Origin of the sequence: Propionicicella superfundia DSM 22317 (assembly GCF_000423465.1) — a bacterium.
GTDB lineage: Bacteria > Actinomycetota > Actinomycetes > Propionibacteriales > Propionibacteriaceae > Propionicicella > Propionicicella superfundia.
In genome coordinates, this window is sequence record NZ_KE384021.1 from 444,782 (window position 1) to 468,289 (window position 23,508).

Here is a 23,508-nt window from a genome sequence, read left to right on the forward strand (position 1 = left end):
CCGGGCTGATCGCGACCATCGTCGAGTACGGTCAGAGGGCCAATGATCGCTCCTCTCAAGTGCTTTCGGCCTCACTACTCGGCCTCACCAACTCATCCCCCGTGAGAACGCGTGAGTGACTCGGCGAGGAACGCCAGATCGCTGCTGCGTCACGTTGCCAACACCACCGTTGGGCACCCGTGTCATCACCAGCACCGGCAGCATCGCCGCCTGCCCGAACCCGACTGGGATCCGCGGCTCCCGGAACCACAAACCCATCTGCGGCGCCTGCCCCGGCTCATGCACGATCCGGTCAGCCGGGTCGACACCGGCATACTCGGGCCGGATCTGCCGGATACGGTCCTTCAGAATCGCGATCGAGTGCTCCCACCCGATCCGCTCCGCGATCACCGTCGCCGGCATCCGCGCGGACAGCGTGAGGAGCTTGCGTACCTCGGGCTCGGCCGCGTCCACGAAGGACTGTTTCCCCGCCCGCCTATACCGCGCGGCGCGTCCGACGAAAACGCCGCCCGCACCGTGTTCGGCGCGACCCTGAGCCTCCTCGCGATCGCCTTGATCGGCACGCCCTCAGCGCGATGTATACGACGGATCTCCGCCCAATCTTCCATTGAGATCACGCTCCAAGAGTGGTCGGAGGGGGCCAAAAATCCCCGACGCCTGGGGGTCAGTATTCACGCGTCGTCGACACGAATACTCAATCGAGCTACACCGACGCCTTGCCAGAGGCTTCCGCAACCGGCACAACTACCGGCTCCGTATGCTCCTCGCCGCCGGCGACCTCACCCCCATGACCTCCACCGAATGTCCGAAGAGCCGCCAAAGCCGATCGAGAGCGTCGTCGCGATCAGCGCCTAGAACATCGCCCTCCCCGTGGCCGGGTTGGTCATGCGCCGCTTGCGCTGCCGGGTGCCTCGGGTGGTCCATCCGACCTCGATCGCGACCACCCTGCCGGTGCCGTGCGGCCTGAGAAGGTCACGGGTTCGAATCCCGTTAGCTCTGGTGTCTGTTTCTTGCCTCGGCACGGACATGGTTTGGCTGTAGGCGTTGTCCATGGCGACGATCTGTGCAGCAGTCCCGCTCCCGAGTGTCTGCACCGAGCTGGGCGGGAGTGGTGTCCGGCGTGATACTCAGTGTCGGCGGGACGAACCGCGGCTCAGGAAAGAGCTCGGCGGCTGCTTCGAGCATCAGGTCGGTTGCCTGCAACTCGGCGATCATTTCCGGCGAGAGTACGGCCTTCTGGTTGGCAGATGTGCGGTTGTCGTCACCCGGGTGTGGGGATGGCTCAGGCGCATCCTCAAGCAGGTACGGCCAGGGATGCTTGAACAGCTTGGCCAGCACCCGCAGGTTGAACCGCTCTGGGTTTGATGGGGGCTCCTGACTTTGGAAACGAGGATGGAGTCATGGGAGCAAGGCAGGGGTCTGGTGGGTCGACGGGACGTCGGTATTCACCGGGGGAGAAGGCCGCCGCGGTCCGGGTGGTCAGGATGCTGCGCGCGGAGCTCGGGACCGATCACGGGGCGGTGCAGCGGGTCGCGGCGCAGCTCGGATACGGCGTTGAATCCGTCCGAAGCTGGGTCAAGCAAGCTGATGTCGATGACGGTCACGTCGCCGGGGTGACCACGGCGGAGGCGCGGTGGGTGCGGAAGGTCCGTGAGTTGCGGCGGGCCAACGAGATTCTGAAGAGAGCGGCGTCTTTCTTCGGGGCGGAGCTCGACCGCCAACACCGGAAGTAGTGGCGTTCATCGACGCGAACAAGACCGACGTCGTCGAGGGTCGCCTGCTCGGGGTCGAGCCCATCTGCTCTGTGTTGCAGGTAGCTCCGAGCACGTATTACGCCGCGAAAGACCGTGCCCCGTCAGCACGGTCGATCAGTGACGCCGTCCTCACCCCTGCCCTTGTTTCTCTCTGGGGGGACAACTACCGCGTCTATGGGGTCCGGAAACTCTGGAAGGCGGCTCGCCGGGCGGGCATTGAGATCGGTCGGGACCAGACGGGCCGGCTCATGCGGGCGGCGAGTATCGAGGGAGCGATCCGGTCGAAGCGGGTGAAGACGACCAGGCCCGATCCGACCTCGGCGCGGCATCCTGATCTGGAACTGGCGACCCTCGGCTGGGTGCACTGCACAACACGCAGCGCCTGCACGGCTACCTCGGCGACGTCCCGCCTGCCGAGTTCGAGGAAGCGTTCCATGCTGACCAAACAGCAGCCGACCGGCTGCTGGGAATCAAATAGCGCGAGTCTCCATCAAACCCAGAGCGGTTCACTCCGCACCTTCGCCCACTACCGGGCCCGCATCCTGCTGGCCGCCTCCGGCGCCCGATCAACCAGACCAAACCACGCTTGATTCCGAAGAGCCCCTTCGGTTCGCCCTGGAGTAGGGGCACTGGCCATGATCGCCACCTGAGGATCAGCGGATCTTCGCGTCAGGCGCTCCGGGCATCTGTGGGGCCGGATTCCCTGGAGCGGTCTGCGGGTGTGCGTAGTGGTGGGCGACGATGCCGGGGAGTTGTTCGTAGATCGTTTCTATGAGTGCACCGATGCGGTCGGCGATTGGCCTGCCGAGTTCGGTGAGCGCATATTCGACATGCGGCGGGATGGCCGACAGTTCGGTGCGGGAGATCAGGCCGTCAGCGTCGAGGCGCTGCAGGGTCTGCGACAGCATCCGGTCGCCGATTCCGGCCACCTGGCGGCGAATCTGCGTGAACCTGAGCGGCCCGTCCGCAAGTGAGACGAGCACCAGAGACCCCCACCGGCCGGTGGCATGTTCGAGGATTGCCCGCGACACGCAGTCGGGGTCATACACACTCATCTCTTGCGCCCGTTCGATGGCCTTGCTCATGTCGATACACTATCAACACCGACGGTGCTTCTGAAAGGGAAGCGTCTGCTGGCGGCGGGCCGAGGAACTCCTGCCGGGAACGTGTTCGTGCTTACGAGCGGGAAGGAAGATCGCATGAGTGAACTCGTGGTTGGGGTCATCGGAAGCGGCAACATCGGCAAGGGCGTCGCGCAGTTGGCGACCGCAGCAGGCCTCGAGACGGTGGTGGCGAACTCGCGGGGGCCTGCCTCGCTGGTCGCGTTGATCGCCCAGTTGGGCGGACGTGCCACGGCGGACACGGTCGAGCGAGCGATCGAACGAGCCGATGTCGTGGTTCTCGCGATCCCGTTCGGTGCCGTTGGAGACCTTCCGGCAGGGGTGCTGGCGGGGAAGGTCGTCGTGGATGCCACCAACTACTATCCCGGCCGTGATGGTCATGTGGCCGCCCTGGATGACGGGGGACTCACCTCGAGCGAGTACCTCGCCTCCCATCTGCCCGGGGTCCTGCTGGTGAAGGGCCTCAACAACATCGACTTCGTGCGCCTGCCCCAGTTGGGTCGTCCGGCAGGTTCGCCTGAGCGCACCGCTCTTCCGATCGCGGGCGACGGTCTCGACGCGAAGGTGCGGGTGATCGAGTTCCTGGACGTGATCGGGTTCGATGCGTTGGACCTCGGTGGGCTGGCCGAGGGAAGACGGTCGCAGCCAGGCTCCCCGATCTACGTCACCCCATACTCGCGGCCGGCAGATCCCGACGTCGAGGATCCGACGCAGCGCTTCCTGACTGCTGTTCCGGTTCCGGTGCCGCTCGCGCAGGCGCAGGCGCTCACCGTCAACGCCTGATCACACGCAGCCCGTGGTGCTCCCGTCAGCCCCGTGAGAGGGCAGACGGGAGCATCTCCGGCCTCCGGGTCCGACGCGAGCGTCGTCGGTCGCTACGCCGAAGTGTCGGTGTCCTCGGCCGCCCGGGGCCGACAGGCCGGATCGAGGACACCTCGCGGCGGCGCGAACGGCTGGGCCGTCGTTCAGGCTCCCTCGGCAGAGCGGGGGGAGATCACCAGCACGGCTGCGATCGCGACCGCGGCAGCGATGCTGCAGACCCAGAATCCGGATGTGAAGGCCGAGTCGAGAGGTATGCCCTGCGTCGTCGTGTGAGCCGTGATGACCGCGGCGACAACCGCAGTCCCAGCGCTCCCACCGATGCTGCGGGCGATCGCGTTGACGCCCATGGCCTCCGCCGTGTGGTCGGCGGGTACTGCGGCGACGATCGCGCTGGACATGGCGGCGAGCACGAGTCCCATGCCGGCTCCGAACAGAAGCCCGCAGGCCATGAGCTGCCAGGCCTGGTCGTGGGCAATCGCCGGGATGAGGAACGCGACCGTGGTGACGACCGATCCGAGCAGGAGCGGCACGCGAGCACCGAAGCGATCCGCGAGCAGCCCTGAGACCGGCCCCAGGGCGAGCATCATGACTGTGGAGGGCAGGAGGAACAGGCCCGCACCGGTCACCGTCTTGCCGAAGCCGAATCCGGTCGCCGCCGGCAGTTCGAGCAGGGTCGGGATCAGGATGAACATGCCGAACATCGCGAACCCGAAGATGAGGCCCACCAGATCGGTGGCCCAGACGTTGCGCTTGGCGAGCAACGGCAGATTCACGAGCGGGCTGGTCGTCCGTTGCTCGACCATGACGAAGCCGACGAGCGCGACAGCCGCAAGGGCGAGCAGAGCGAGTGTGGGGCCGGCGACCCATCCCCACTCCGGGCCCTTCGTGATGGCCAGCAGGAGCGCGACCAGCGTGACGGACAGCGTCGCCGCACCCGGCAGGTCGAGGTGGCTGTCACGGTCCTTCACCGGCGACTCCGGCACGCCGAGGACGACGCCGGCGAGGGCGACGACGACGAGGAGAAGGGGGAGCCAGAAGAGCCACTGCCACGACAGGTGGTCGACGATCGGGCCCGCGATCACGATGCCGAGGCCGCCTCCGATTCCCGTGATCGCCGACAGCAGACCGACCGAGACGTTGACGCGTTCGGGCGGCAGCTCGTCTCGGACGATGCCGACGGAGAGCGGGAGGATCGCCCCGGCCGTGCCCTGCACCGCCCTGGCGAAGATCAGCACGGGCAGCGTGGTGGCTGCAGCGGCGAGCAGCGTGCCGACGGCGAGGACCGCGACGACGATGATGAGCACCCGGCGCTTGCCGGCGATGTCGCCCAGACGTCCGAGGACCGGCGTGAGGACTGCTGCCGCCAGGAGGTAGGCGGTCACCACCCAGCTCACGTCCGCAGAGGACGTGTGCAACTGTGCCGCGATGTCCGGCAGTGCCGGGGCCACCATCGACTGCAGCACCGCGAAGGCGAAGCCTCCGAGAGACAAGAACAGCACCACGACACCGGGATTCGCCCGGCCCATGGTTTCGGTTGGTGCAGGCGTATCACTGCCGGGCTTCGTGTGGGATCTGATCATGGTGCCACGCATCCAGTAAGTAAACGAGTGATTACTTGTGTAGTCTCGCACCGCCCACGCGAGGAAGTCAACAAGCGTTTACACTTGTCTCGTCGGCGCTGAGCACAGGGAGGAACCAGACCATGCCTTCGGAACCGGTGGAGACAGCCGCAACGGACGCACCGCCCGGCGGCGAGACGCCGCCCCCGGGGACGCGGGACGCGATGCGCACGCGGCAACGGCTGCTCGACGTCGCCAGGCGCCGCTTCGCCGTCGACGGCTACGCCGCGACCACGCTCCGGGCGATCACCGAGGAAGCCGGCGTCAATGTGGCCCTGGTCTCCCGCTACTTCGGCTCGAAGGAAGGACTGTTCACGGCGTGCCTCGAAGCGGCTGCCGAGGACATCAGAGCCCCGAGAGCCGCGCTGCAGGGGCAGGCCGGGGTCGCCGGCATCCTGGCGGCCGCACTGGCCCAGGTCCCCGGCTCGGCTTCCGGCCAGGAGATCGGATCGCTGCTGCCGCTGCTGATGCAGTCCTCGGGCGACGAAAATGCGGAGCGGGTGCGGATCGACCTGCTCAGCCGCTTCGCCGAGAGCATGGCTGCGGTCGCGGGATGGGACCCCTCGGCCCCCGACGACGAACTGCTCATGCGTACGCAACTCGTGATGTGCACCGGCATCGGCCTGGCTCTCGCCCGCTCCTGGACTCCGGCCCTCGAACCGCTGTCCTCGGCCAGCCGCGATGCCCTCGTCCAGGCACTTGCGCAGATGATCGGTGCAGTCCTGCCGGAGCACGGGCAGCGCGGGTGACTCACGCGGCTGCACCGGTCTGACGCGTGCGAACAACGCACCGCCGCCGTCTCGTTCGCCTCCTCCTCAGGCGACGCGACCAGATCGTCGAGGAGGTGATCGCGGGCGGTGCCATCGGAGGGTGGTTCGCGCCCGTTCGTCCGCCTGCGCGAGCCGCCGTACGTTAGGCTCCCCGTCGTGGGCAGCGCCGTGATGGCCAAGCCTGGTGATCGCATCAGGATGGTCGTGCAGAGCATCGAGACGGCCACCCAGCGAGTGATCGGGGTTGTGCTTCTGCTCACCGTCCTGCTGGTGGTGATCCGTCCTCGGGAACCCAACAACCCCACCAACCCGTTGATCGTCGTTGTCGGCCTGGCCCTGGCGTGCGCCGGATTCGTCTTCGCGGCGCGCCGGTTCGGGATCCGCCCGGCGCCCTGGTCGGCTAAGCGAGGGAACCGCCTCGGGTGGACGCTCTGCGGCGCGACGACCGCACTCGCGTGGCTGACGGCGTACACGTCGGTGTACGAGACGACCTGGGACTCGCGGCTTGTGCAGTTGGCCTCGGCGCTGCCGCCCGACGAGTTCAGCGAGTACTACGTCGCCTACTTCTCCCGGTACCCGAACAATTACGCGATGCTGGCCGTGGCTCGGATCGCTCGCGGGATGGGCGCCATCGGGCTGAACTACGACGCCGCCTTCGCGCTGATCAATGCCGCGTGCTACCTGGCCGCCGCGGTCGCCATGTACATCGTCGTGCGGCAGATCCGCGGAGCGAAGGCGGGGGCGCTCTCCCTGGTTTTTCTCCTCGGGGTGCTCGGGCTGTCGCCGTGGATGTCGGTTCCGTACACGGACGTTCTGGCCATGTGGACGCCCATCGTCGCCCTCGCCCTGTTCCTTCCGGTCTTGCGCGGGCCCACCATCCGGGGTGTCGTCGGCGCGCTGGCCGGCGGAGCCGTCCTCGCGGTCGGCTTCGTGCTGAAGGTCACCCCGGTGGTCGGCATGGTGGCGGTCGTCGCCGTGGGGGTCCTCGCCTTCGCGTCGCCCGGCTCGCGACGGCGTCATGCCCGGCGGGCGGTGGCCACGTCACTGATCGCGGCGGCACTCGGCTTCGGCGCCGGGTATGTCGGGTTCTCCGCGTGGGCGAGTTCGTCCGCGGACATGCCGCCGCTGACGCCGGGCGTGTCGAAGGTTCCGCTCTCCTACGTGGCCGATGGGATCCGCGAGCAGTACCGCGACGACGGCAGCGTCGTGTATGGCGGGTACGACAGGGTCGTCAACCTCGCGACCTGGGGTCGTCCCACCGACGAGCAGACCGAGACGTCCCGCGAGCTGATCGGCGAGCAGGTCTCCACGCGGGGGTTCGCGGGGATGGTGGGCTTCGCCATCGACAAATGGACATTCAACTTCGGCGACGGGACATTCTGGGCTCGCGGGGAAGGCCAGGACATGGCCAAGCCGCTCCTGGCCTCGTTCCCGTGGCGGGCCGTCGGAGCCGCGAACGACCCGGCCGTCCCGCTGTGGGGCATCCACGTGCACCTTGCGGAGATTCTGTGGCTGTTCATCCTCACGGTGTCGGGAGCCGGGCTGCTGGTCTGTCCGCCTCGGAGGGACATCCTGCTCGCCGCCGTGACGCTGCTCGGGGCGGGACTGTTCATGCTCGTGTTCCAGGGCCGTTCGCGCTACCTCATCCCTCACCTGCCGGTCTTCTGCGCCGTGGCGGCCATCGGCGCCGCGACGGTGTGGCGGCGTCTCGCCCCGCGGCTGGGTCGCCGCGCGATCCTGCCGGGCTGATCCTCGTAGATCGTTCGAGTTCTCCGTTCGAGTCTTCCGTTCGACGCGGTGTTCGTGATCAACCCGTCAGGACGCTCCTTCGCGATCGACGAGGACGACGTGGGCGTGCGCCGCGCCGATCGCGGTTGGGGTGACCGCCAGGTTGTGCGGCATGAGAGCCGGTCTGTCGCCGTCACTGTGTCGTGACCGCCACGTTGTGCGGGTTGCCCGGTCCGGGCGGGACTCCGTATGCCGTGCAAACTGGCGGTCTCGGCTCCCGGCCCTGGTCTACCCCCTCGGTGTGCCTCACAACGTGGCGGTGAGCGCCGGATTGCCTGGTCCTCGCCCGGGCCTTCCTCTGCCCCGGGGCGGAGCCGGCGTCTTGAGCCTCTGGTATCGGACTTTCTCGTGATCGGCCGCGCTGACGCTTGATCGGGACGGGACGGTGTGAAACGGCGGGTGAGAAAGCGGGTGAGTCTCGCGTCATAGTTGCCGGCTGTGGGCGTCCTCCAAGTATCGGGGGGGAGCTGCATCGGGTCCGGGACTCGTCGCGCGTGACCGGGGGGCGTGCGCGACGGGACCGGTCCACGATGCAGGCCGTGGGCGAGCCTTCTCGCCCGCGCCGGGGGCATGCGACGCTGCCCCCCTCCTGGTGACGGGAGGGGGGCCGTTCGTCGTTCCTGGTGATCTGGGGCCGGGCGGCTGAGACTCAGATCACGAGACCGACGGCCAGTGCGATCACGCCGAGAGCGGGGATCACGCCCTGCTTGAGCGCGGCAGCGGCCTTGTCCCGGCTCGACAGCAGCAGCACCAGGCTCGCCGCGACCATCGACCCTGCCCCCGTGAATACGAGAGTCGCCCCGGCGATGGGATGTCCGAGCGAGAACAGCACGATCCCGACGAGCACGGCGACGGCGAGGAACAGGTTGTAGAAGCCCTGATTGAAGGCCAGGTCCTTCGTCGCCTCCGCGGCCTGTGGTGAGGAGATCCCGAACACCGAGCGGGCGCGCTCGCCGGTCCAGGCGATCGATTCGAGGTAGAAGATGAAGACGTGCACGAGCGCCGCGATCCCGGCGAGCACGAGCCCTGCGATGACCATGACGGGGACCCTTCGATGTCGGCGGGCTCTGAGGCCCGGAAATTGTGTACTGTCCGATCCAATATATGCTGGATCGATCGGATGCGGGAAGCGGTGGGCATGGGCAGGACGCAGGGGTTCGACACCCGCACGGTGGTCCGTGCGGCGCGGGCGGTGTTCTGGGAGCGCGGCTACGAGGGCGCGTCGCTGCCCGAGCTGGAGCGGGCGACGGGTCTGAGCCGATCGAGCATCTACCACGCCTTCGGCTCCAAACGCGGGCTGTTCGACGCCGCCGTGGACAGCTATCTCGCCGAGGTCATCCGTCCTCGGCTGGAGCCGCTCCGTGCCGAGACCGTGGAGCGGGACGCCCTGATCGGCTATCTGAACGGCCTCGATGCTGCCCTGACGCGCGCAGGATCGCTTCCGGCGAGCAGCGGGTGTCTGTTGATCAACGCCGCTTCGGCCCCGATCGGACGCGACGACGCGGTCGCCCGGACCGTGGCGGGGTACCGCGAGGAGCTTCGTGTCGCAATCGGCCGGGGCGTGGCCGCGCTCCGTCCCGACCTCCCCCGCGCTGAGAGCGAGGTGCTGGCCGACGCCTGCACAGGTCTCGTGGTGGCCGCATTCGCGCTCGTCCGCGTCGCCCCCGGTCAGGCATCGCGTTCGCTGGCGACCGCGCGTGGCCTGCTCGCCCGGCCGGGCGAACGCTGAGGACGACCCGCGTCAGGTCACTGGCGACTGTATAGTCAGCGTGTGCTGACTCTTGCGACGCGCCTCGACGTCATGAACAGGCTGGGCCGCGCGATGGCCGACCCGACCCGCTCGCGGATCCTGCTCGAACTGATCGAAGCGCCGGGATACCCGGCGCGCCTGGCAGGAACGCTGGGCCTGACCCGCACGAACGTGTCGAACCATCTCGCCTGCCTGCGGGGATGCGGCCTCGTCGTGGCGACCCCCGAGGGTCGGCAGACGCGCTACGAGATCGCCGATCCGCACCTGGCGCAGGCGATCGAGCTGCTGGTACAGGCGGTGGTCGCCTACGACGACAATGTGCCGTGCCTGGACGGCGGCGGCGAGGCGTCCTGCGGGTCTCGCGCCGCCACGGCCGTCGAGGAGGCGCGATGAGCGACGCGCCGGCCGCCGGGGACGACTGCTGCGGAGGCGCGCCGTCGCACCGGCCCGCCGTCGAGGACGATGCCGACGAGGCCGACGAGGTGCGTCCGCCGTGGTGGCGGGACACGGCCTTCCTGCCATCGGTGGTCTCAGGCGTGTTCCTGCTGGTGGGCTACGGGTTCGAGTGGTCGGGGCAGTCGGTCGCCGCCGTGGTCCTGCACGGGATCGCGCTGGTCGCCGGGGCGTACACGTTCGTGCCCGGCACCGTGCGACGCCTCGTCCGGGGCCGGATCGGCGTGGGGCTCCTGATGACCATCGCCGCGATCGGGGCCGTGTTGCTCGGCCATGTCGGTGAGGCAGCCGCGCTGGCGTTCCTGTTCTCGCTGTCCGAGACGCTGGAGGACCGCGCGATGGACCGGGCGAGAGAGGGCCTGCGGGCACTGCTGACGCTGATCCCCGAGACGGTGCGCGTATCGCGCCCGGGCGGCGATGCCACGATCCCCGCCGCCGACGTGCGGGCGGGCGACATCCTGGTCGTGGGCGCCGGTGAGCGGGTGGCGACCGACGGTGTCGTGGTGAGCGGCCGTTCGAGCATCGACACCTCCGCGATCACCGGCGAGTCGATCCCGATCGAGGTCGCGCGCGGCGATGAGATCGCCGCCGGATCGGTGAACGGCTCGGGCACCCTGCGGATCGACGCGACCGCCGACGGCCGCGACAGCTCGCTCACCCAGATCGTCGGGCTGGTGGAGCAGGCCCACGCCCGCAAGGGGGAGCGGGCCCGTCTGGCGGACCGGATCGCCCGTCCGCTCGTACCGGGGGTCCTGATCGTCGCGGTTCTGGTCGCCCTGTTCGGCATCCTCACCGCAGACCCGTGGACATGGGTGGAGCGCTCCCTGGTCGTGCTCGTCGCCGCGTCCCCCTGCGCGCTGGCGATCTCGGTGCCCGTCACGGTGATCAGTGCCATCGGGGCGGCGTCGAAGCTCGGCGTGATCGTCAAGTCCGGCGAGGCGTTCGAGGAGCTGGGCACCATCCGCGCCATCGCGCTGGACAAGACCGGCACGCTGACACGCAACGAGCCCACGGTCGTGGAGGTTCTCCCCGCCGAGGACGTCCCGCGCGCCCAGGTCCTCGCACTGGCCGCAGGGGTGGAGGGGTCGAGCGGTCATCCGCTCGCGGCGGCCATCCTCGCCGCTGCTCCCGGTGCGCCGCCGGGATCGGGAGTGACCGAGGACGCCGGACGCGGGACCGTCGGCAGGGTGGGCGGGGTCGCCGTGCGCGTGGGCAGCGCGCGCTGGCTGGACCCCGGCGAGCTCGCCGCCGCGGCCGAGGCGATGGCCTCCCGGGGCATGACGGTGGTCGTGGTGGAGGCCGACGGACGCATCGCGGGGCTGATCGGCGTCCGCGACGAACTGCGGCCTGAGGCCGCCGAGACGGTGCGGCGTCTTCAGGAGCAGGGCATCGAGACGAGCATGCTCACCGGCGACAACGCCCGCACCGCGCATGCTCTGGCGCAGGAGGCCGGGATCCCCACCGTCCATGCCGAGCAGTTGCCGGCCGGCAAGGCCGCGATCATCGAGACCATGGCCCGCACGCAGCCGACCGCGATGGTCGGCGACGGGATCAACGACGCCCCGGCGCTCGCGACGGCGACCGTGGGGATCGCGATGGGTGCGACAGGGACCGCGGCGGCCGTGGAATCGGCCGACGTCGCCTTCACCGGGCACGACCTGCGGCTCCTTCCCGGCGCGCTCGCGCACGCCCGTCGCGGCCGGCGGATCATGACCGCCAACATCGGCCTGGCGCTCGCGATCATCATCGTGCTGTTCCCGCTCGCCCTGTTCGGCGTCCTCGGCCTCGCCGGCGTCGTCCTGGTGCACGAGATCGCCGAGGTCGTCGTCATCCTCAACGGTGTCCGCGCGGCCCGCCTCCCGGCCGACCTCCTTCCCGGACGTCAGGGACACGGCGCCTGACCGGACGTCGCGGCTCAGAACGCCAGCACGGCGAAGAACGGCAGGATCGGCGTGATCAGCCCGGTGCTCATCCAGAACATGCCGAGGTTCATCGCGGCGTCGCAGAGCGCCGCGAGACGATCCGTGACCGTGCCGGTGACGCGTTCCTCGTGACATCCGTGGACGGCCGCCGCCGGATCGGGGTCCGGCGCCGCGGCGGCCGGGCGATGCTCGCCGTCGGGCGTGGCGCTGAGCGCCACGGATCCGGACGCGTGCGTCGACGCGGCCGCATGCTCCACCTCGCGGGAGTCGCCAGGCACGGATACGGCCGGTCGGAGGGCACGCCGCAGCCCGAGCACGCCGGCCGCCAGGAGGTAGGCCATGAACGGCAGGCCGACCAGGGCGAACGCCCACAGGATGCCGCCCGGCTGCCGGGCCGCGTCGCCCATGCCGCCGTGACCCATGCCGGACATGCCCGCCGCCATCACCGCCATCGCGGCGAGATGCCAGGTCATGGCACCGAACATGGCGGCGTGCCCGGTCAGGTGCATTCCGCCGCGCCGATCCGCGGCACGGAAGGCGCCGACGGCCATGACGACGAACCACGCGGTGGCCGCGACGAACACCGCCACGAGCGCGGGCAGCGGGACGACGCCCACGAGAGGCTTCCAGGTCCAGCCCGGCACCATCAGGAGCATCACGACCGCCATCAGCAGGTGGAGCAGATTCGAGACGCGCTGCTTCGCGACCTGCGGCCGGGCCGATTCGTAGACGCACCACACCGTGCACCAGGCGAACAGCACCAGCAGGCCGACGAACTTCACCGGTGTCGCGTCGAACGTGAACATGGATCCTCCGTCTCCCGATGGCGCGGCGCCTCGGGCCTACCACAGAAGTCGTCCGGCGGGGCCGGAGAGTTCCCGGGAATCGCCGGTCGCTCGTCGCGGGATCAGCGACGGGACGCGGGTGCGTCCTGCCGCGCGAGGGCCTCCACCAGGTCGGCGCGGGCTCGCGCGACCCGCGACCTCACCGTTCCGACGGCGCATGCGCAGATCTCCGCGGTCTCCGCGTAGGTGAACCCCATCAACTGGGTCAGCACCAGTGCCTCCCGCCGCTCCGGCCCGAGCAGGCCGAGCAGAGCCGCCGCGCCGTGACCGTTCGAAGGATCGGCGTGCTCGGCGACGAGCTCATCGAGAGACCCGTCGACGGCGACCAGCCGAGGACGGGCACGGTCGTGGCGGATCCGGTCCACGACGGCGCGCCGCGCGATGGCCAGCAGCCAGGCACGGGCGCTCGACCGCCCCTCGAACGCGGGAAGAGCGGTCAGCACGCGCAGGAACGTCTCCTGGGTGAGGTCGTCGGCAGCGGCGACACCTGCGAGGTGTGCGACGAAGCGCCAGACGTCCGCCTGTGTCGCCCGGATGAACTCCGCCAGCGCGGCCCTGTCGCCGCCGGCGGCCGCGAGGGCGAGCGCGGTGACGGCATCAGCGGTGGCCATGCGGTCACCTTAGTGTCCCGTCGTATGCTGCCGGAATGGACTTTCCGGCCGGCGAGCAGGTGTGGCGCGCGGCACTGTCGGCGCTCCTGGACGGCGAGGAGCCGCAGGTGCCCCTCGCCGGTATCGCCGCCCACCTGGACGACTGCGACGACTGCTCGGTGTGGCTCGACCGGGCGACCACGGTGAACTCGGGGCTCCGGATGCTCCCGCTCCTGCAGGCCGACCTGGGCGAGCGCGTGGTGAACGTCGTCGATGTCCGCCTGTGCGGCTGCCGCACAGGTGATCCGTGCCTGTGTTCGGACTGCCAGTGCGGTCCGCACTGCACCTGCCACCGGACCTGACAGGTCAGTTGCCGCGACCCGGGTCGGCCGCCTGGGGTCGGCGGGGCCGGGCAGGTTCGAAGCGGCGCAGCCGCATCGAGTTGGTGACCACGAAGATGCTGGAGAGCGACATCGCCAGACCGGCGATGAGCGGGTTCAACTGGCCGAACGCCGCGAGCGGGATCGCGGCCACGTTGTAGCCGAAGGCCCACACCAGGTTCCCGCGGATCGTCCGGAGGGTGCGCCGCGCCAGCGCGATCGCGTCCGGGACCACGTCCAGGCTGCGCCGCACGAGGATGATGTCGGCCGACTTCAACGCCACGTCGGTTCCGCTGACGACCGCCATCCCGAGATTGGCGGTTGCCAGGGCGGCCGCGTCGTTGATCCCGTCGCCGACCATGGCCACGGAGCGTCCGTCGGCCTGCAGCCGTTCGATGACCGCCGCCTTCTCGGTGGGCAGCACCTCGGCGATCACCTCGTCCACCCCGACCTGTGCGCCGACCGTCTCGGCGGCGTGCTGCCGGTCGCCGGTGAGCAGCACGGTGCGCAGGCCCATGTCGCGAAGCCGTGCGACCGCGCCGGCGGCGGAATCCTTGATCGCATCGGCGACCTCGAACCCGCCCGTCAGCGTGCCGTCGACGGCGAGCAGCACGGCGGTCGTCCCGGCCTCGGCGGCCCGGTCGAGGAACTCCTGGGCCTCGGCCGGCACCGCGACCCCCTCGGCGTCCATCAGTTCGCGCGTGCCGATGACCACGTCGCTGACCCCGCCGGCGGATGCCGACACGCGTCCCCGGACGCCGAACCCCGGCAGCGCGGTGACGTCGGTCGCCGCAGGTGTGGCCACCTCCTGAGCGCCGGCCACCACCGCCCGGGCGATCGGGTGCTCGGAATAGCCCTCGACGGCGGACGCGATGCCCAGGGCGTCTCGGGAATCGGCCTGTCCGAAGCCGCGGACGTCGATCAGGGACATCCGGCCGGTGGTCAAGGTGCCGGTCTTGTCGAGCACGACGGTGTCGATCGCCCCGGACGCCTCCAGGGCGTCGGGCCCCTTGACCAGGATGCCGAGCTGCCCGCCCCTGCCGACGCCGACCAGCAGCGCCGTCGGCGTGGCCAGGCCGAGCGCGCACGGGCAGGCGATGATGAGCACGGACATGGCGGCGCTGACGGCGTCGCGGACATCCCCGCCGAAGGCCAGCCACGCCACGAGGGTGAGCAGCGCGATCACCAGCACGGCCGGGACGAACACCGCCACCACTTTGTCGACGAGCGTCTGCACCGCGGCCTTGCGCGCCTGCGCCTGCTCGGCCAGCACGGCGAGCTGGGCGAGCTGGGTATGGGCGCCGACGCGCTCGGCCTCGACGATGAGCGCACCCGTCGTGTTGGTGGTGCCGCCGAGGACCCGGTCGCCGACGGCCACCTCCGCAGGCACCGATTCCCCCGTCATCGCGGACGTGTCGATCGCCGACGCTCCCACGAGCACGCGCCCGTCGGTGGCGATCCGCTCGCCCGGTCGCACCACGAAACGCTCTCCGACCTGGAGGGTGCCGATCGGCACCACCTGCTCGGCGCCGTCGCGGATCACTCGCACCGTGGTGGGCGCCAGTCCACCGATCGCGCTGAGGACGCCGCGAGCCGAGCGCTTCGAACGCGCCTCCACATACCGTCCGGCGAGCAGGAACGTGGTGATCGCCGCCGCGGCCTCCAGATACAGCGAGTCGGCGCCGGCGGGCGCCGCGCCGTAGCCGATCCAGTACGTGCTCTCCTGCGACACGCCCAGCAGCGTGGCCACCACCGACCAGGTGAAGGCCGCGAGGACGCCGAGCGAGACCAGCGTGTCCATGCTGGTGCCGCCGTGCCGCAGGTTCCGCCACGCTGCGCGGTGGAACGGCCACGCGCACCAGAACACCACCGGGATCGCACCGGCGATCAGGACCCACGGCCATCCCGGGAAGCGGAGCTGCGGCGCGAGCGCGAGCACGATCGCGGCGTCTCCGAGCGGGACGGTGATGAGGGCGGCCACGATCAGCCTGTTCCGCAGCAGCCGCACCCGATCGCTGTAGCCGTCCGGTTCCTCGCCCTCGACGACCGGGCTGGCGTCATACCCGGCGGCCCGCACGGTGGCGATCAGGTCGGGAGCCCGCTCGGCAGGCGCACCGAGGACGACCGCGCGCTCGGTCGCGTAGTTCACGGTCGCGCGGACCCCGTCGAGGCGGTTCAGCTTGCGCTCGATCCTGCTGGCGCACGCCGCGCAGGTCATACCGGAGATGTCGAGTTCGACCCGCTGCTCCAGTGGATCGCCGGTCTCGGCGGTCGTCCTGATCTCCGCCTGGCTCATCCCGTTTCCCCCTCCGGTCGGCGCTCGCGCTGGTCACGGGCGGCGAGTTCGGCGAGCATGTCGTTGTACGCGGCGAGTTCGTCCTCGCCCCCGGCGTCGATCAGCTTGTCGGCCTTCGCCGCCGCGGAGGTGTCGCTGCGGAACCACTGGGCGGCCAGCACGATCACCGCGAGGAACGCGGGGATCTCACCGGTGAACCACGTGATCTGACCGGCGATGTTCTGGTCGCTCAGCAGGTCGCCCACCCACTCGACGGAGAGCGCCCGGTAGAAGCTCTCGCCGATCAGCGAACGCGACATCATGATGCCGACGGCGAAGATCGCATGGAACGGCATGACGCTCAGCAGCAGGGCGAACTTCACCAGGTACGGCAGCCTGCCATGCCGCTCCGGCGCCACGATCATGCTGAAGAAGGCGAACCCGGCCGCCATGAAGTGCAAGAGCATGAGCTGGTGCGCCCAGTGGTATTTCATCAGCCAGCCGAACAGCGGCGAGAAATAGACCACGAAGAGGGAACCCACGTAGACCACCCACACGACGGGAGGACTGAGGACGACGCGGACCAGGCGGTTCTCTGCGAGCCCGGCCAGCCACTGCCGGGGCCCCGGCAGGTCGTCGGGGCCGGGCTGCCGGGACGCGGCGTCCGCCAGGCCGAACGGCGCGCCGAGGACACACAGCACCGGCACCATCATGTTGATGGTCATGTGCACCAGCATGTGCCAGCTATAGACGGCGGTGGAGTACATCCACAGACCGCTCACCGCGAGGTAGAGCGTCAGTCCCCAACCGCCGACCCAGGACAACAGACGGGGCACCGGCCATCGCCCGCCTGCGCGGTGCACGCGGATCATCCCCCACACGTAGACGCCGATCGCCCCCAGCGACAGCGCGACCCACAGCAGGTTCGGACGTCCCAGCCCGGCCAGGCGCTCGACGGTCGCGGGTACGTCCACCTCGTAGCCGAGATAGTTCACCTGGATCGACTGCGCCAGGGCGAAGCGGGGTGGCGGGATGTGGGCGGCGGCGGTGAGACACGCCATCAGCCCGATGAGAGCGACGAGGTCCCGGACAACCCCCGCGACGAGCCGGTCCAGGTCGGTGGCGCGCCTGCGGGACGCCTGTCGCCAGAGCCAGTTGACCAGGAGCAGGATCGACACGACGAGGCCGGCGAGGATGGGCAGACCGGCAGGGACGACGAACAATGACGAGCCGGCCAGTTGCTGCCACGCGACGACGCCGTACCCCGCGAGCGAGATCGCCACGAGCACGCCCGCCGCGCGGTGGTACCGGCGGACGGCGGCGTCGATCGCCGGGCTGCCGGCGGCGGCAGCCGCGACGACGGCCACCGCGCCGCTGGTGAGGAGCAGCGTCGCGATCGTCGCGATCGTCGCGGCATCTGTCGCCCAGTCGTGATCGAGGCCGACCGAGACGTTGCCGGTCGTGGCCACGAACACGCTCGCCGCGGCCCCGGCGAGCCAGCAGACGAGGAAGGCGGGGACCCGCGTCGCGCGGTAGCAGGTGATGGCCGTGCCGGCCGCGGCGACCGCCGCGGTCAGCCAGGCCAGGGCGCTGGGTGTGGTGGTGAGGAAGGTCCACCAGGCATCAGGGCGGAACGCGGAGCCGAGCGGCGTCCCGTTCACGAACGTCGGGTTGGCGAAGGTCATCAGCACCGCCGCGACGAACCAGACCTGCGACACCCGCCCCGTCCACCGCGCCAGGCGGCGGCCGGTCTCGGTGAGACTCGTCCCGTCGCCGACCGGGGTGAACGCGAAGACGGCCGCCAGCCCGCCCAACGCGGCCGCGCCGGTGAGCCGGGCGATCAGATCGCCCAGAACGCTCACGACGCCGGTCACATCGTCGGCGGTGGGACGTCCGGGCAGCGGTGGCAGCGCCGTCAGCAAAGTGCCGACCGCGAGTGCGGACGCGACCGCGACGCCGGTGGCCAGCCAGAGCATCCAGGTCCCGGAGGGCGACGGGTACCTTCCCGGCGCACGCACGTCGAGTCGATGCGCCATTCGTGTCACCCTCTCGCCTGGCCGACCGGATCAACTGCGGCGTGAGTCTACTCACCGCAGGGCGGGTTGCCACCGCCGGCGAGGGTCAGGCGAGGAGCCGGGCGGCCTGCTCGCAGGCCCCGTAGACGATCTCGTACTGCTGGTCGATCAACGGCGCCGTCTGGGCGGTCTTGCGGACCTTGACCCGGCCGTGTGCCAGGTAGGCGGCGAGCCAGCCCAGCAGGCCGATCGCGCCCAGCGGGATCGACAGCAGCCACAGGCCGGCCTCGATGGCGAACACGGAGCCCGCCAGGAAGGCCGAGCCGGCGATGCCGATGCCGAGCGCCACGCCCGTCGCCGTGGCGGTCCGGGACTTCTCGAGTGCCCGGATGCAGGCCAGGGCGTTCTCGGCCGTGCGTTGCAGTTCGTTGATCAGCGGCCGGTTCCGGACGCGGCGGTCACGCTTGAGCTTCAAGGCGACGGCGTTCACGTTGGGCACGGTGGTGGTGGCGTTCTCGACGATCCAGCCGAAGCTGCGGTAGGTGTCCTCGTACAGCGGCTCCAGATCGCGATCGGCGGTCACCGTCGCGTACTCGTAGCCGATGTAGTCGGGGTACAGCGGGAAGTCGGTCGGCCGCCCTCCGGGTGGCACCTCGGCCATGGTCTGTTCGCCTCCTGGAATCGGGGCGTCAGGCGGCGAGCAGCCGACCGGCCCGCTCGCCGGTCTCGTAGACCGTCTCGTACTCGCGGTCGATGAGGGGCGTGACCTGGGCGGTCTTGTTCTCCTTCACCTTGCCGTGAGCGAAGTAGCCGGCAGCCCACCCGGCCAGCCCGACGATGCCCAGCGGAATGCCGAGCACCCACAGGTTGGCGGTGATCGCGAAGACCGACCCGGCCAGGAAGGCCGATCCGACGAGGCCCAGCGTGATGGCGGCCGCCATCGGCGCGGTCGACGTGGAGCGCTCCAGACGTGCGATCGTGGCGAGGGCGTGCTCGGCCGTGCGCTGCAGCTCCAGCACCGCGGTGCGGTTGGGGATGCGGCGGTCGCGCTTGAGCTTCAGGGTGACGGTGCTCACGTTGGGGACGCCGACGCCGTAGCCCTCGACGGTCCAGCCGAAGTTGCGGTAGGTGTCCTTGTAGAGCAGCTCGAGCTGACGGTCGGCCTGAACGGTCAGGTACTCGTAGGCGACGAAGTCGGTGGTGGTGTCTGTCATGGCTGGTCCTCCTCGTGCGGTGCCCCGTTGTGGGGATGATCCGATCCTGTCTGCCGGCGGCGTCGGAGGAATCGTCCGCGCGGACGGTCTTGGCCTACTGCGTTCGGAGTACGTCGGACCTGCGCACGGGTGGGAGCATTGAGCGCATGGCGACGGCACCGGGCTCTGCGTGGACGGCGCGCGCCCCGCTGTGGGTGCGCGCCTCGCGCGTGCTCGAGATCGTCACCCTCGTCGTGATCGGGCTGGCCGTCGGGGTGGAGGCGTCGCTGGCCGTGATCGCCCGCAATCCGGCCGGACTCGTGGCGGCCGGCACGATCGCGGCCGGCACGGTGATCGGCTACCGGTTCCAGCCGTACGTGGGGCTGGCGCTGGTGGCGGCATCTCCGCTGGTGGCGGTGTTCGTGGGGTGGCTGCCGATCCACAACTGGTCGATGGCCTGTTTCGCCGTGCTGCTGCTCACACTGCGTGGGCTGCCGGGGGTGATCGGCGGTGTGGTCACGGGGCTGGCGAGCTTCGCCGCTGTCGGCTGGCACGGCGGTGGCCTGTCCGTGAACGACAATCCGGAGGCGTGGATCGCCGTCGCGGCCGTGCTGATGTGCGCCGCGATCGGAAGCGCTATCCGGGGCCAGCGCCGATACCTGGCCGAACTGGAGCAGCGCACCCGGGACGCGATCGTCACCCGTGAGGCGGCGGTCGAGCGCAGCGTCGCCGAGGAGCGGGTCAGGATCGCCCGCGATCTGCACGACAGCGTCGGCCACAAGATCGCGGTGGTGAGCATGCACCTCGGTGCCGCGGAGGTGCACCTGCCCACCGACGCCGCAGCGGTTGCCGTCGACCTCGCCGAGGCGCGCGCCGGAGTGCAGTCCGTCCTGCGGGAGACGCAGGAGATCCTGCGGGTGCTTCGCGTGGGCGTCGAGCCCGACAGCGTCACCCCGACTCCGGAGCACAGCCGGATCCCGGATCTCCTGGCGTCCTTCCAGACGGCGGGGCTGGAGGTCGACGCCCGGTTCACGGGACTGGAGCGGTCGTTGGGGCAGACCACGAGCGCCGCCGCGTACAGGATCACGCAGGAGGCGCTCACCAACGCGGAGAAGCACGGCACGGGGCCGGTGTCGCTGCGTGTCGACGTCACGCCTGCGCAGGTGACGATCGAGGTGGTGAACCTGCGCGGGGCCGCCGGCGCCGGCACGTCGGGCGGCGGCAACGGGCTCGTCGGCATGCGTGAGCGGGCCGCGTCCGCCGGCGGCCGGATCGAGGTCCGGTCGGACGACAGACTGTTCTCGGTGCGTGCCTGGCTGCCCGTCGAGGAGGAGGAGAATCGATGATCCGAGTGCTGATCGTGGACGACCAGGAGATGATCCGCACCGGGTTGCGGACCATCGTGGACGCTCACCCCGACCTGGAGGTCGTGGGGGAGACCGGGGACGCCCTGGCGGCGATCCGGGAGTTGGACGCCATGGCTCCTGACGTCGTGCTGATGGACATCCGGATGCCCGGCATCGACGGCGTGGAGGCGACGCGGCGGATCCGTCGCTCCTATCCGCCCGAGAAGCTGCGGATCCTCGTGCTGACCACGTTCGACCAGGACGAGTTCGTGCTCGCCGCGGTGCGGGCGGGGGCAGACGGGTTCTTCAGCAAGGGGGCCAGTCCGGCCGAGCTGACCGCGGGGATCGTGCGGGTCGCCGGAGGGGGCCGGGCGCTGTCGGCCACGGCCGTGGACGCTCTGGTGGACCATGTCGCCGAGGACAAGGGAGCCCCGTCCGACCCGGCGGTGGCGGCCAGGTTCGAGGCGCTCACCCCGCGAGAGCTGGAGATCGTCCGGGCGATCGTGACCGGGCTGGACAACACCCAGATCGCCGCCGATCTGTACCTGTCCCCGCTGACGGTGAAGACGCACGCCAACCGGGCGATGATGAAGGTCGGCGCCCGGGACCGGGCGCAACTGGTGTCGTTCGCCGTGCTGGCCGGGATCCATCCCTGATCTCCGCCGAACGCTCCCGAACTGCCGGAAATCCGGCCGAATCCGGCTATTTCGGAGCGCTCGCCGCGTCGTGGGGACGTGGCCGAAGCGCGATCTGCCGCCCCGTTGACGGGACGGCCGATCACGCTGCGGTGCGGTTCGTGAAGGTCAGCCCTTGCGCTTGACGATGACACGTCCGATGACGATGGCGAGAATGATGACGACGACGATGATCGCGATGGTCCAGCCGATTGCGGTGGTGCTCATTTTCTTCTCCGATCTGTATGAAACTGCGGACTGTCTTCTATGGACGATGTGATGCCCTGCGCGCCCCGGTGGACGGTCAGGCGGCGAAGGTCTCGGACGTCCTCTTGTGCGCCACGACGGCAACGATCGCGGCGATCACGCCGGTCGCGGCGATCGCAGAGATCACTTTCGAGCGTGTGGACATTGCGTTCTCCTTTCTCGTGAAGAGCGTCTGGCGACGTCCAGCACGAATAGCCTCGCAATTCGGGGTCGAGATGACGTCGTCCGGACGGATCGACCGAGTACCGCGTTCGCAGTAACGCGATGTACTTCGCGTGCAGGTTCGCCGAGCGCGTGCGTCGTTGCGCCCAGGAGATGGTGATTTCGCGGGTGCGGTCTCTTCACCGACGGGTCCCCGGAGTCGTCTCAGCCGCGGCCGGTGAGGACCGGTTCGGTCGTGACGGGCGGCGGGGTCCCGGCGCTCCGGGAGCGCCGCGGAAGGGCGATGGCGAGAATGGCGGCCCCGAGGCCCGCTCCCGCACTGATCAGCATCACCAGATGCAGCCCCCCGAGTGAGGGCACCGTGTACCCGGCGACGCTGGAGCTGAGCCCGGCGAGCAGACTGCCGATGACGGCGCCCGCGGTGCTCGTGCCGATGGCGCGGGCCAAGGTGTTCACGCCGTTCGCCGACGCGGTCTCGCGGGGCGGGACGGCGTCCATGATGACCAGCGGGATGGCGGCGTAGGCCATGCCGAGGCCGGCATTGCACGCCACGACGACCGCGAGGATCCCCCAGGTGGTCGCCATCAGGGGGACGGCGGACGCGAACCCGGTCGCGCTCACGACGGCTCCGAGCACGATCGTCACCTTCGGTCCGTAGCGGGCCGACAGACGCGCGGACCGGGGGGCGACGGCCAGCATGGCGAGCCCGCCGGGCGCGAGCCACAACGCCATCGCGACCATCGACTGGCCGAGCCCGTAGCCCGTGGCGGCGGGGAGTTGCAGGATCTGCGGGACGACATAGGACAGGGCATAGGTGCTGAAGGAGATCAGCAGAGATGCGATGTTGGTGAGTGCGATGCGCCGGTCCGCGAGACCACGCACGTTGATCAGTGGCTGATCGGTGCGCACCTGGCGGATGCTGAACAGGGCGAGCGCCAGGAAGGCCAGCCACAGCAACCCGAGCGTCAGGCTGGACGTCCAGCCCCACTCGGCTCCTCGGGAGATCCCCAGGAGCAGGCACACCAGACCGAAGGAGAGCCACCCGGCGCCCAGGCCGTCGAAGCGGGCGGTGCGCTGCGGCGGGAGCCCGGCGGGCACGCAACGCCAGACGAGCACGAGGGCCGTCAGAGCGAGCCCGGCGAAGGTCCAGAACATCACCCGCCAGGAGGTCGTCTGCCCGACGACCGCCGCGAACGGAAGCCCCAGCGCCCCGCCGATGCCCATCGACGCGCTCATCGTCGCGACCGCCGAGCCGACCCGCTCGGCGGGGACGATCTCGCGCAGCAGGCTGATCCCGAGCGGGACGACGCCCATGCCGAGCCCCTGGAGGCTGCGTCCGAGGATCATGGGCAGCAGGGACGACGAGAGTGCGCAGACCACGGTGCCGGCGATCAGCGGCAGCAGGCTCGCCATCAGGACGGGGCGCTTGCCCCAGATGTCGCCGAGCCGGCCGGCGAGCGGGACGGCCACGGCGGCGGCGAGCAGGGTGGCCGTGATCACCCAGGAGGTGTCGGCGGGCGTGGCTCCCAGAATGCTCGGCAGTTGGCCGATGAGCGGTACGACAAGGGTTTGGATACCCGTCGCGATCACTCCGGTGAGCGCGAGGATCGCGACGATCACGCCCGGGTGGGCCGCGAGTCTGCTGTCGGTCATGACGTCCTTTCGACTGTGGATGGGCGGTGCAGACACCGTCGGCTGCCCCTGCCTTGTGGATCCTCGTCGGTGAGGGCCGGCGGTGAATCGTCCGGGCGGACCGTCCGTG

At 70.0% G+C, this 23,508-nt stretch carries 20 protein-coding genes and 2 pseudogenes; 10 read left to right on the forward strand and 12 right to left on the reverse strand.

Annotation, left to right across the window (positions count from 1 at the left end; translation table 11 throughout):
* Positions 1–180: 180 nt before the first annotated feature.
* Positions 181–617 (reverse strand): annotated as a pseudogene (locus G555_RS23095) (IS21 family transposase); the annotation flags it as partial.
* Positions 618–990: 373 nt separating this feature from the next.
* Positions 991–1,338, reverse strand: coding sequence for a hypothetical protein (locus G555_RS22340; RefSeq protein ID WP_156887534.1), 348 nt, complete (start codon positions 1,336–1,338; stop codon positions 991–993).
* Positions 1,339–1,400: 62 nt separating this feature from the next.
* On the opposite strand from G555_RS22340, the pseudogene G555_RS21935 reads away from it, so the two are divergent.
* Positions 1,401–2,092 (forward strand): annotated as a pseudogene (locus tag G555_RS21935) (IS3 family transposase); the annotation flags it as partial.
* 315 nt (positions 2,093–2,407) lie between these two features.
* Here G555_RS21935 and G555_RS19710 read toward each other — a convergent pair.
* Positions 2,408–2,839: a winged helix-turn-helix transcriptional regulator gene (locus tag G555_RS19710; RefSeq protein WP_084635219.1), complete on the reverse strand. Its 432-nt coding sequence runs from the start codon at positions 2,837–2,839 to the stop codon at positions 2,408–2,410.
* Positions 2,840–2,953: 114 nt separating this feature from the next.
* Between G555_RS19710 and G555_RS19715 the strand changes: the two genes are divergently transcribed.
* Positions 2,954–3,658 carry an NADPH-dependent F420 reductase gene (locus G555_RS19715; RefSeq protein ID WP_036922507.1) on the forward strand — a complete coding sequence of 235 codons (705 nt, stop codon included), beginning with the start codon at positions 2,954–2,956 and terminating at the stop codon, positions 3,656–3,658.
* A gap of 182 nt (positions 3,659–3,840) precedes the next feature.
* On the opposite strand, the gene G555_RS19720 is transcribed toward G555_RS19715, so the two are convergent.
* Entirely contained in the window at positions 3,841–5,223 is a 1,383-nt protein-coding gene (locus tag G555_RS19720; protein ID WP_051208961.1) for an MFS transporter, read from the reverse strand.
* A 176-nt stretch (positions 5,224–5,399) separates the two neighbouring features.
* On the opposite strand from G555_RS19720, the gene G555_RS0111935 reads away from it, so the two are divergent.
* Together G555_RS0111935 and G555_RS0111940 are read left to right on the forward strand one after the other, a co-directional pair.
* The gene (locus tag G555_RS0111935) at positions 5,400–6,065 is read left to right on the forward strand and encodes a TetR/AcrR family transcriptional regulator (protein ID WP_028709034.1); all 666 of its coding nucleotides are present in this window, start codon (positions 5,400–5,402) and stop codon (positions 6,063–6,065) included.
* Positions 6,066–6,242: 177 nt separating this feature from the next.
* The gene (locus G555_RS0111940; protein WP_156887536.1) at positions 6,243–7,835 is read left to right on the forward strand and encodes a glycosyltransferase family protein; all 1,593 of its coding nucleotides are present in this window, start codon (positions 6,243–6,245) and stop codon (positions 7,833–7,835) included.
* 688 nt (positions 7,836–8,523) lie between these two features.
* On the opposite strand, the gene G555_RS0111950 is transcribed toward G555_RS0111940, so the two are convergent.
* Positions 8,524–8,913: a DUF1304 domain-containing protein gene (locus G555_RS0111950; protein ID WP_028709036.1), complete on the reverse strand. Its 390-nt coding sequence runs from the start codon at positions 8,911–8,913 to the stop codon at positions 8,524–8,526.
* A gap of 81 nt (positions 8,914–8,994) precedes the next feature.
* Between G555_RS0111950 and G555_RS0111955 the strand changes: the two genes are divergently transcribed.
* From G555_RS0111955 to G555_RS19730, 3 genes are read left to right on the forward strand one after another with little or no spacing between them, the layout of a single operon-like run.
* Positions 8,995–9,603: a TetR/AcrR family transcriptional regulator gene (locus G555_RS0111955; protein ID WP_211223245.1), complete on the forward strand. Its 609-nt coding sequence runs from the start codon at positions 8,995–8,997 to the stop codon at positions 9,601–9,603.
* A 42-nt stretch (positions 9,604–9,645) separates the two neighbouring features.
* On the forward strand, positions 9,646–10,017 hold the full coding sequence (gene cmtR, locus G555_RS19725; RefSeq protein ID WP_051208965.1) for a Cd(II)/Pb(II)-sensing metalloregulatory transcriptional regulator CmtR: 372 nt from the start codon (positions 9,646–9,648) through the stop codon (positions 10,015–10,017).
* The gene (locus tag G555_RS19730; protein ID WP_084635220.1) at positions 10,014–11,978 is read left to right on the forward strand and encodes a heavy metal translocating P-type ATPase; all 1,965 of its coding nucleotides are present in this window, start codon (positions 10,014–10,016) and stop codon (positions 11,976–11,978) included. The genes cmtR and G555_RS19730 overlap by 4 nt, the downstream gene beginning before the upstream one ends.
* Positions 11,979–11,992: 14 nt before the next feature.
* Here the strand turns inward: G555_RS19730 and G555_RS0111970 are convergent, their stop codons facing one another.
* Positions 11,993–12,805: a DUF5134 domain-containing protein gene (locus tag G555_RS0111970; protein ID WP_028709038.1), complete on the reverse strand. Its 813-nt coding sequence runs from the start codon at positions 12,803–12,805 to the stop codon at positions 11,993–11,995.
* Between the two features lie 101 nt (positions 12,806–12,906).
* Positions 12,907–13,455, reverse strand: coding sequence for a sigma-70 family RNA polymerase sigma factor (locus G555_RS0111975; RefSeq protein WP_028709039.1), 549 nt, complete (start codon positions 13,453–13,455; stop codon positions 12,907–12,909).
* A 35-nt stretch (positions 13,456–13,490) separates the two neighbouring features.
* On the opposite strand from G555_RS0111975, the gene G555_RS0111980 reads away from it, so the two are divergent.
* Positions 13,491–13,796: a zf-HC2 domain-containing protein gene (locus tag G555_RS0111980; RefSeq protein WP_028709040.1), complete on the forward strand. Its 306-nt coding sequence runs from the start codon at positions 13,491–13,493 to the stop codon at positions 13,794–13,796.
* A gap of 4 nt (positions 13,797–13,800) precedes the next feature.
* Here the strand turns inward: G555_RS0111980 and G555_RS19735 are convergent, their stop codons facing one another.
* From G555_RS19735 to G555_RS0112000, 4 genes are all read right to left on the reverse strand, one after another.
* Positions 13,801–16,110 carry a heavy metal translocating P-type ATPase gene (locus tag G555_RS19735; RefSeq protein WP_051208967.1) on the reverse strand — a complete coding sequence of 770 codons (2,310 nt, stop codon included), beginning with the start codon at positions 16,108–16,110 and terminating at the stop codon, positions 13,801–13,803.
* Positions 16,107–18,125 carry a cytochrome c oxidase assembly protein gene (locus tag G555_RS0111990; protein WP_084635221.1) on the reverse strand — a complete coding sequence of 673 codons (2,019 nt, stop codon included), beginning with the start codon at positions 18,123–18,125 and terminating at the stop codon, positions 16,107–16,109. Before G555_RS0111990 ends, G555_RS19735 begins: the two co-directional genes overlap by 4 nt.
* 85 nt (positions 18,126–18,210) lie before the next feature.
* Positions 18,211–18,765 (reverse strand): hypothetical protein, encoded by a 555-nt coding sequence (locus tag G555_RS0111995; RefSeq protein WP_051208969.1) that lies wholly within the window; start codon positions 18,763–18,765, stop codon positions 18,211–18,213.
* Between the two features lie 28 nt (positions 18,766–18,793).
* Positions 18,794–19,318, reverse strand: a complete 525-nt coding sequence (locus G555_RS0112000) for a hypothetical protein (protein WP_028709043.1) — start codon at positions 19,316–19,318, stop codon at positions 18,794–18,796.
* Between the two features lie 146 nt (positions 19,319–19,464).
* Between G555_RS0112000 and G555_RS0112005 the strand changes: the two genes are divergently transcribed.
* Both G555_RS0112005 and G555_RS0112010 read left to right on the forward strand, forming a co-directional pair.
* Positions 19,465–20,643, forward strand: coding sequence for a sensor histidine kinase (locus G555_RS0112005; protein ID WP_156887537.1), 1,179 nt, complete (start codon positions 19,465–19,467; stop codon positions 20,641–20,643).
* On the forward strand, positions 20,640–21,299 hold the full coding sequence (locus tag G555_RS0112010) for a response regulator transcription factor (RefSeq protein ID WP_028709045.1): 660 nt from the start codon (positions 20,640–20,642) through the stop codon (positions 21,297–21,299). The genes G555_RS0112005 and G555_RS0112010 overlap by 4 nt, the downstream gene beginning before the upstream one ends.
* Before the next feature lie 651 nt (positions 21,300–21,950).
* Here the strand turns inward: G555_RS0112010 and G555_RS0112025 are convergent.
* The gene (locus tag G555_RS0112025) at positions 21,951–23,399 is read right to left on the reverse strand and encodes an MFS transporter (protein ID WP_028709046.1); all 1,449 of its coding nucleotides are present in this window, start codon (positions 23,397–23,399) and stop codon (positions 21,951–21,953) included.
* Positions 23,400–23,508: the final 109 nt, after the last annotated feature.

Coding starts and splice junctions, on each gene's coding strand:
- G555_RS19710 (WP_084635219.1), bottom strand. CDS start 2,839: ATGAGCAAGGCCATCGAACGGGCGCAAGAGATGAGTGTGTATGACCCC.
- G555_RS19715 (WP_036922507.1), top strand. CDS start 2,954: ATGAGTGAACTCGTGGTTGGGGTCATCGGAAGCGGCAACATCGGCAAG.
- G555_RS19720 (WP_051208961.1), bottom strand. CDS start 5,223: ATGGGCCGGGCGAATCCCGGTGTCGTGGTGCTGTTCTTGTCTCTCGGA.
- G555_RS0111935 (WP_028709034.1), top strand. CDS start 5,400: ATGCCTTCGGAACCGGTGGAGACAGCCGCAACGGACGCACCGCCCGGC.
- G555_RS0111950 (WP_028709036.1), bottom strand. CDS start 8,913: ATGGTCATCGCAGGGCTCGTGCTCGCCGGGATCGCGGCGCTCGTGCAC.
- G555_RS0111955 (WP_211223245.1), top strand. CDS start 8,995: ATGCGGGAAGCGGTGGGCATGGGCAGGACGCAGGGGTTCGACACCCGC.
- G555_RS19730 (WP_084635220.1), top strand. CDS start 10,014: ATGAGCGACGCGCCGGCCGCCGGGGACGACTGCTGCGGAGGCGCGCCG.
- G555_RS0111970 (WP_028709038.1), bottom strand. CDS start 12,805: ATGTTCACGTTCGACGCGACACCGGTGAAGTTCGTCGGCCTGCTGGTG.
- G555_RS0111975 (WP_028709039.1), bottom strand. CDS start 13,455: ATGGCCACCGCTGATGCCGTCACCGCGCTCGCCCTCGCGGCCGCCGGC.
- G555_RS0111980 (WP_028709040.1), top strand. CDS start 13,491: ATGGACTTTCCGGCCGGCGAGCAGGTGTGGCGCGCGGCACTGTCGGCG.
- G555_RS19735 (WP_051208967.1), bottom strand. CDS start 16,110: ATGAGCCAGGCGGAGATCAGGACGACCGCCGAGACCGGCGATCCACTG.
- G555_RS0111990 (WP_084635221.1), bottom strand. CDS start 18,125: ATGGCGCATCGACTCGACGTGCGTGCGCCGGGAAGGTACCCGTCGCCC.
- G555_RS0111995 (WP_051208969.1), bottom strand. CDS start 18,765: ATGGCCGAGGTGCCACCCGGAGGGCGGCCGACCGACTTCCCGCTGTAC.
- G555_RS0112000 (WP_028709043.1), bottom strand. CDS start 19,318: ATGACAGACACCACCACCGACTTCGTCGCCTACGAGTACCTGACCGTT.
- G555_RS0112005 (WP_156887537.1), top strand. CDS start 19,465: ATGGCGACGGCACCGGGCTCTGCGTGGACGGCGCGCGCCCCGCTGTGG.
- G555_RS0112010 (WP_028709045.1), top strand. CDS start 20,640: ATGATCCGAGTGCTGATCGTGGACGACCAGGAGATGATCCGCACCGGG.
- G555_RS0112025 (WP_028709046.1), bottom strand. CDS start 23,399: ATGACCGACAGCAGACTCGCGGCCCACCCGGGCGTGATCGTCGCGATC.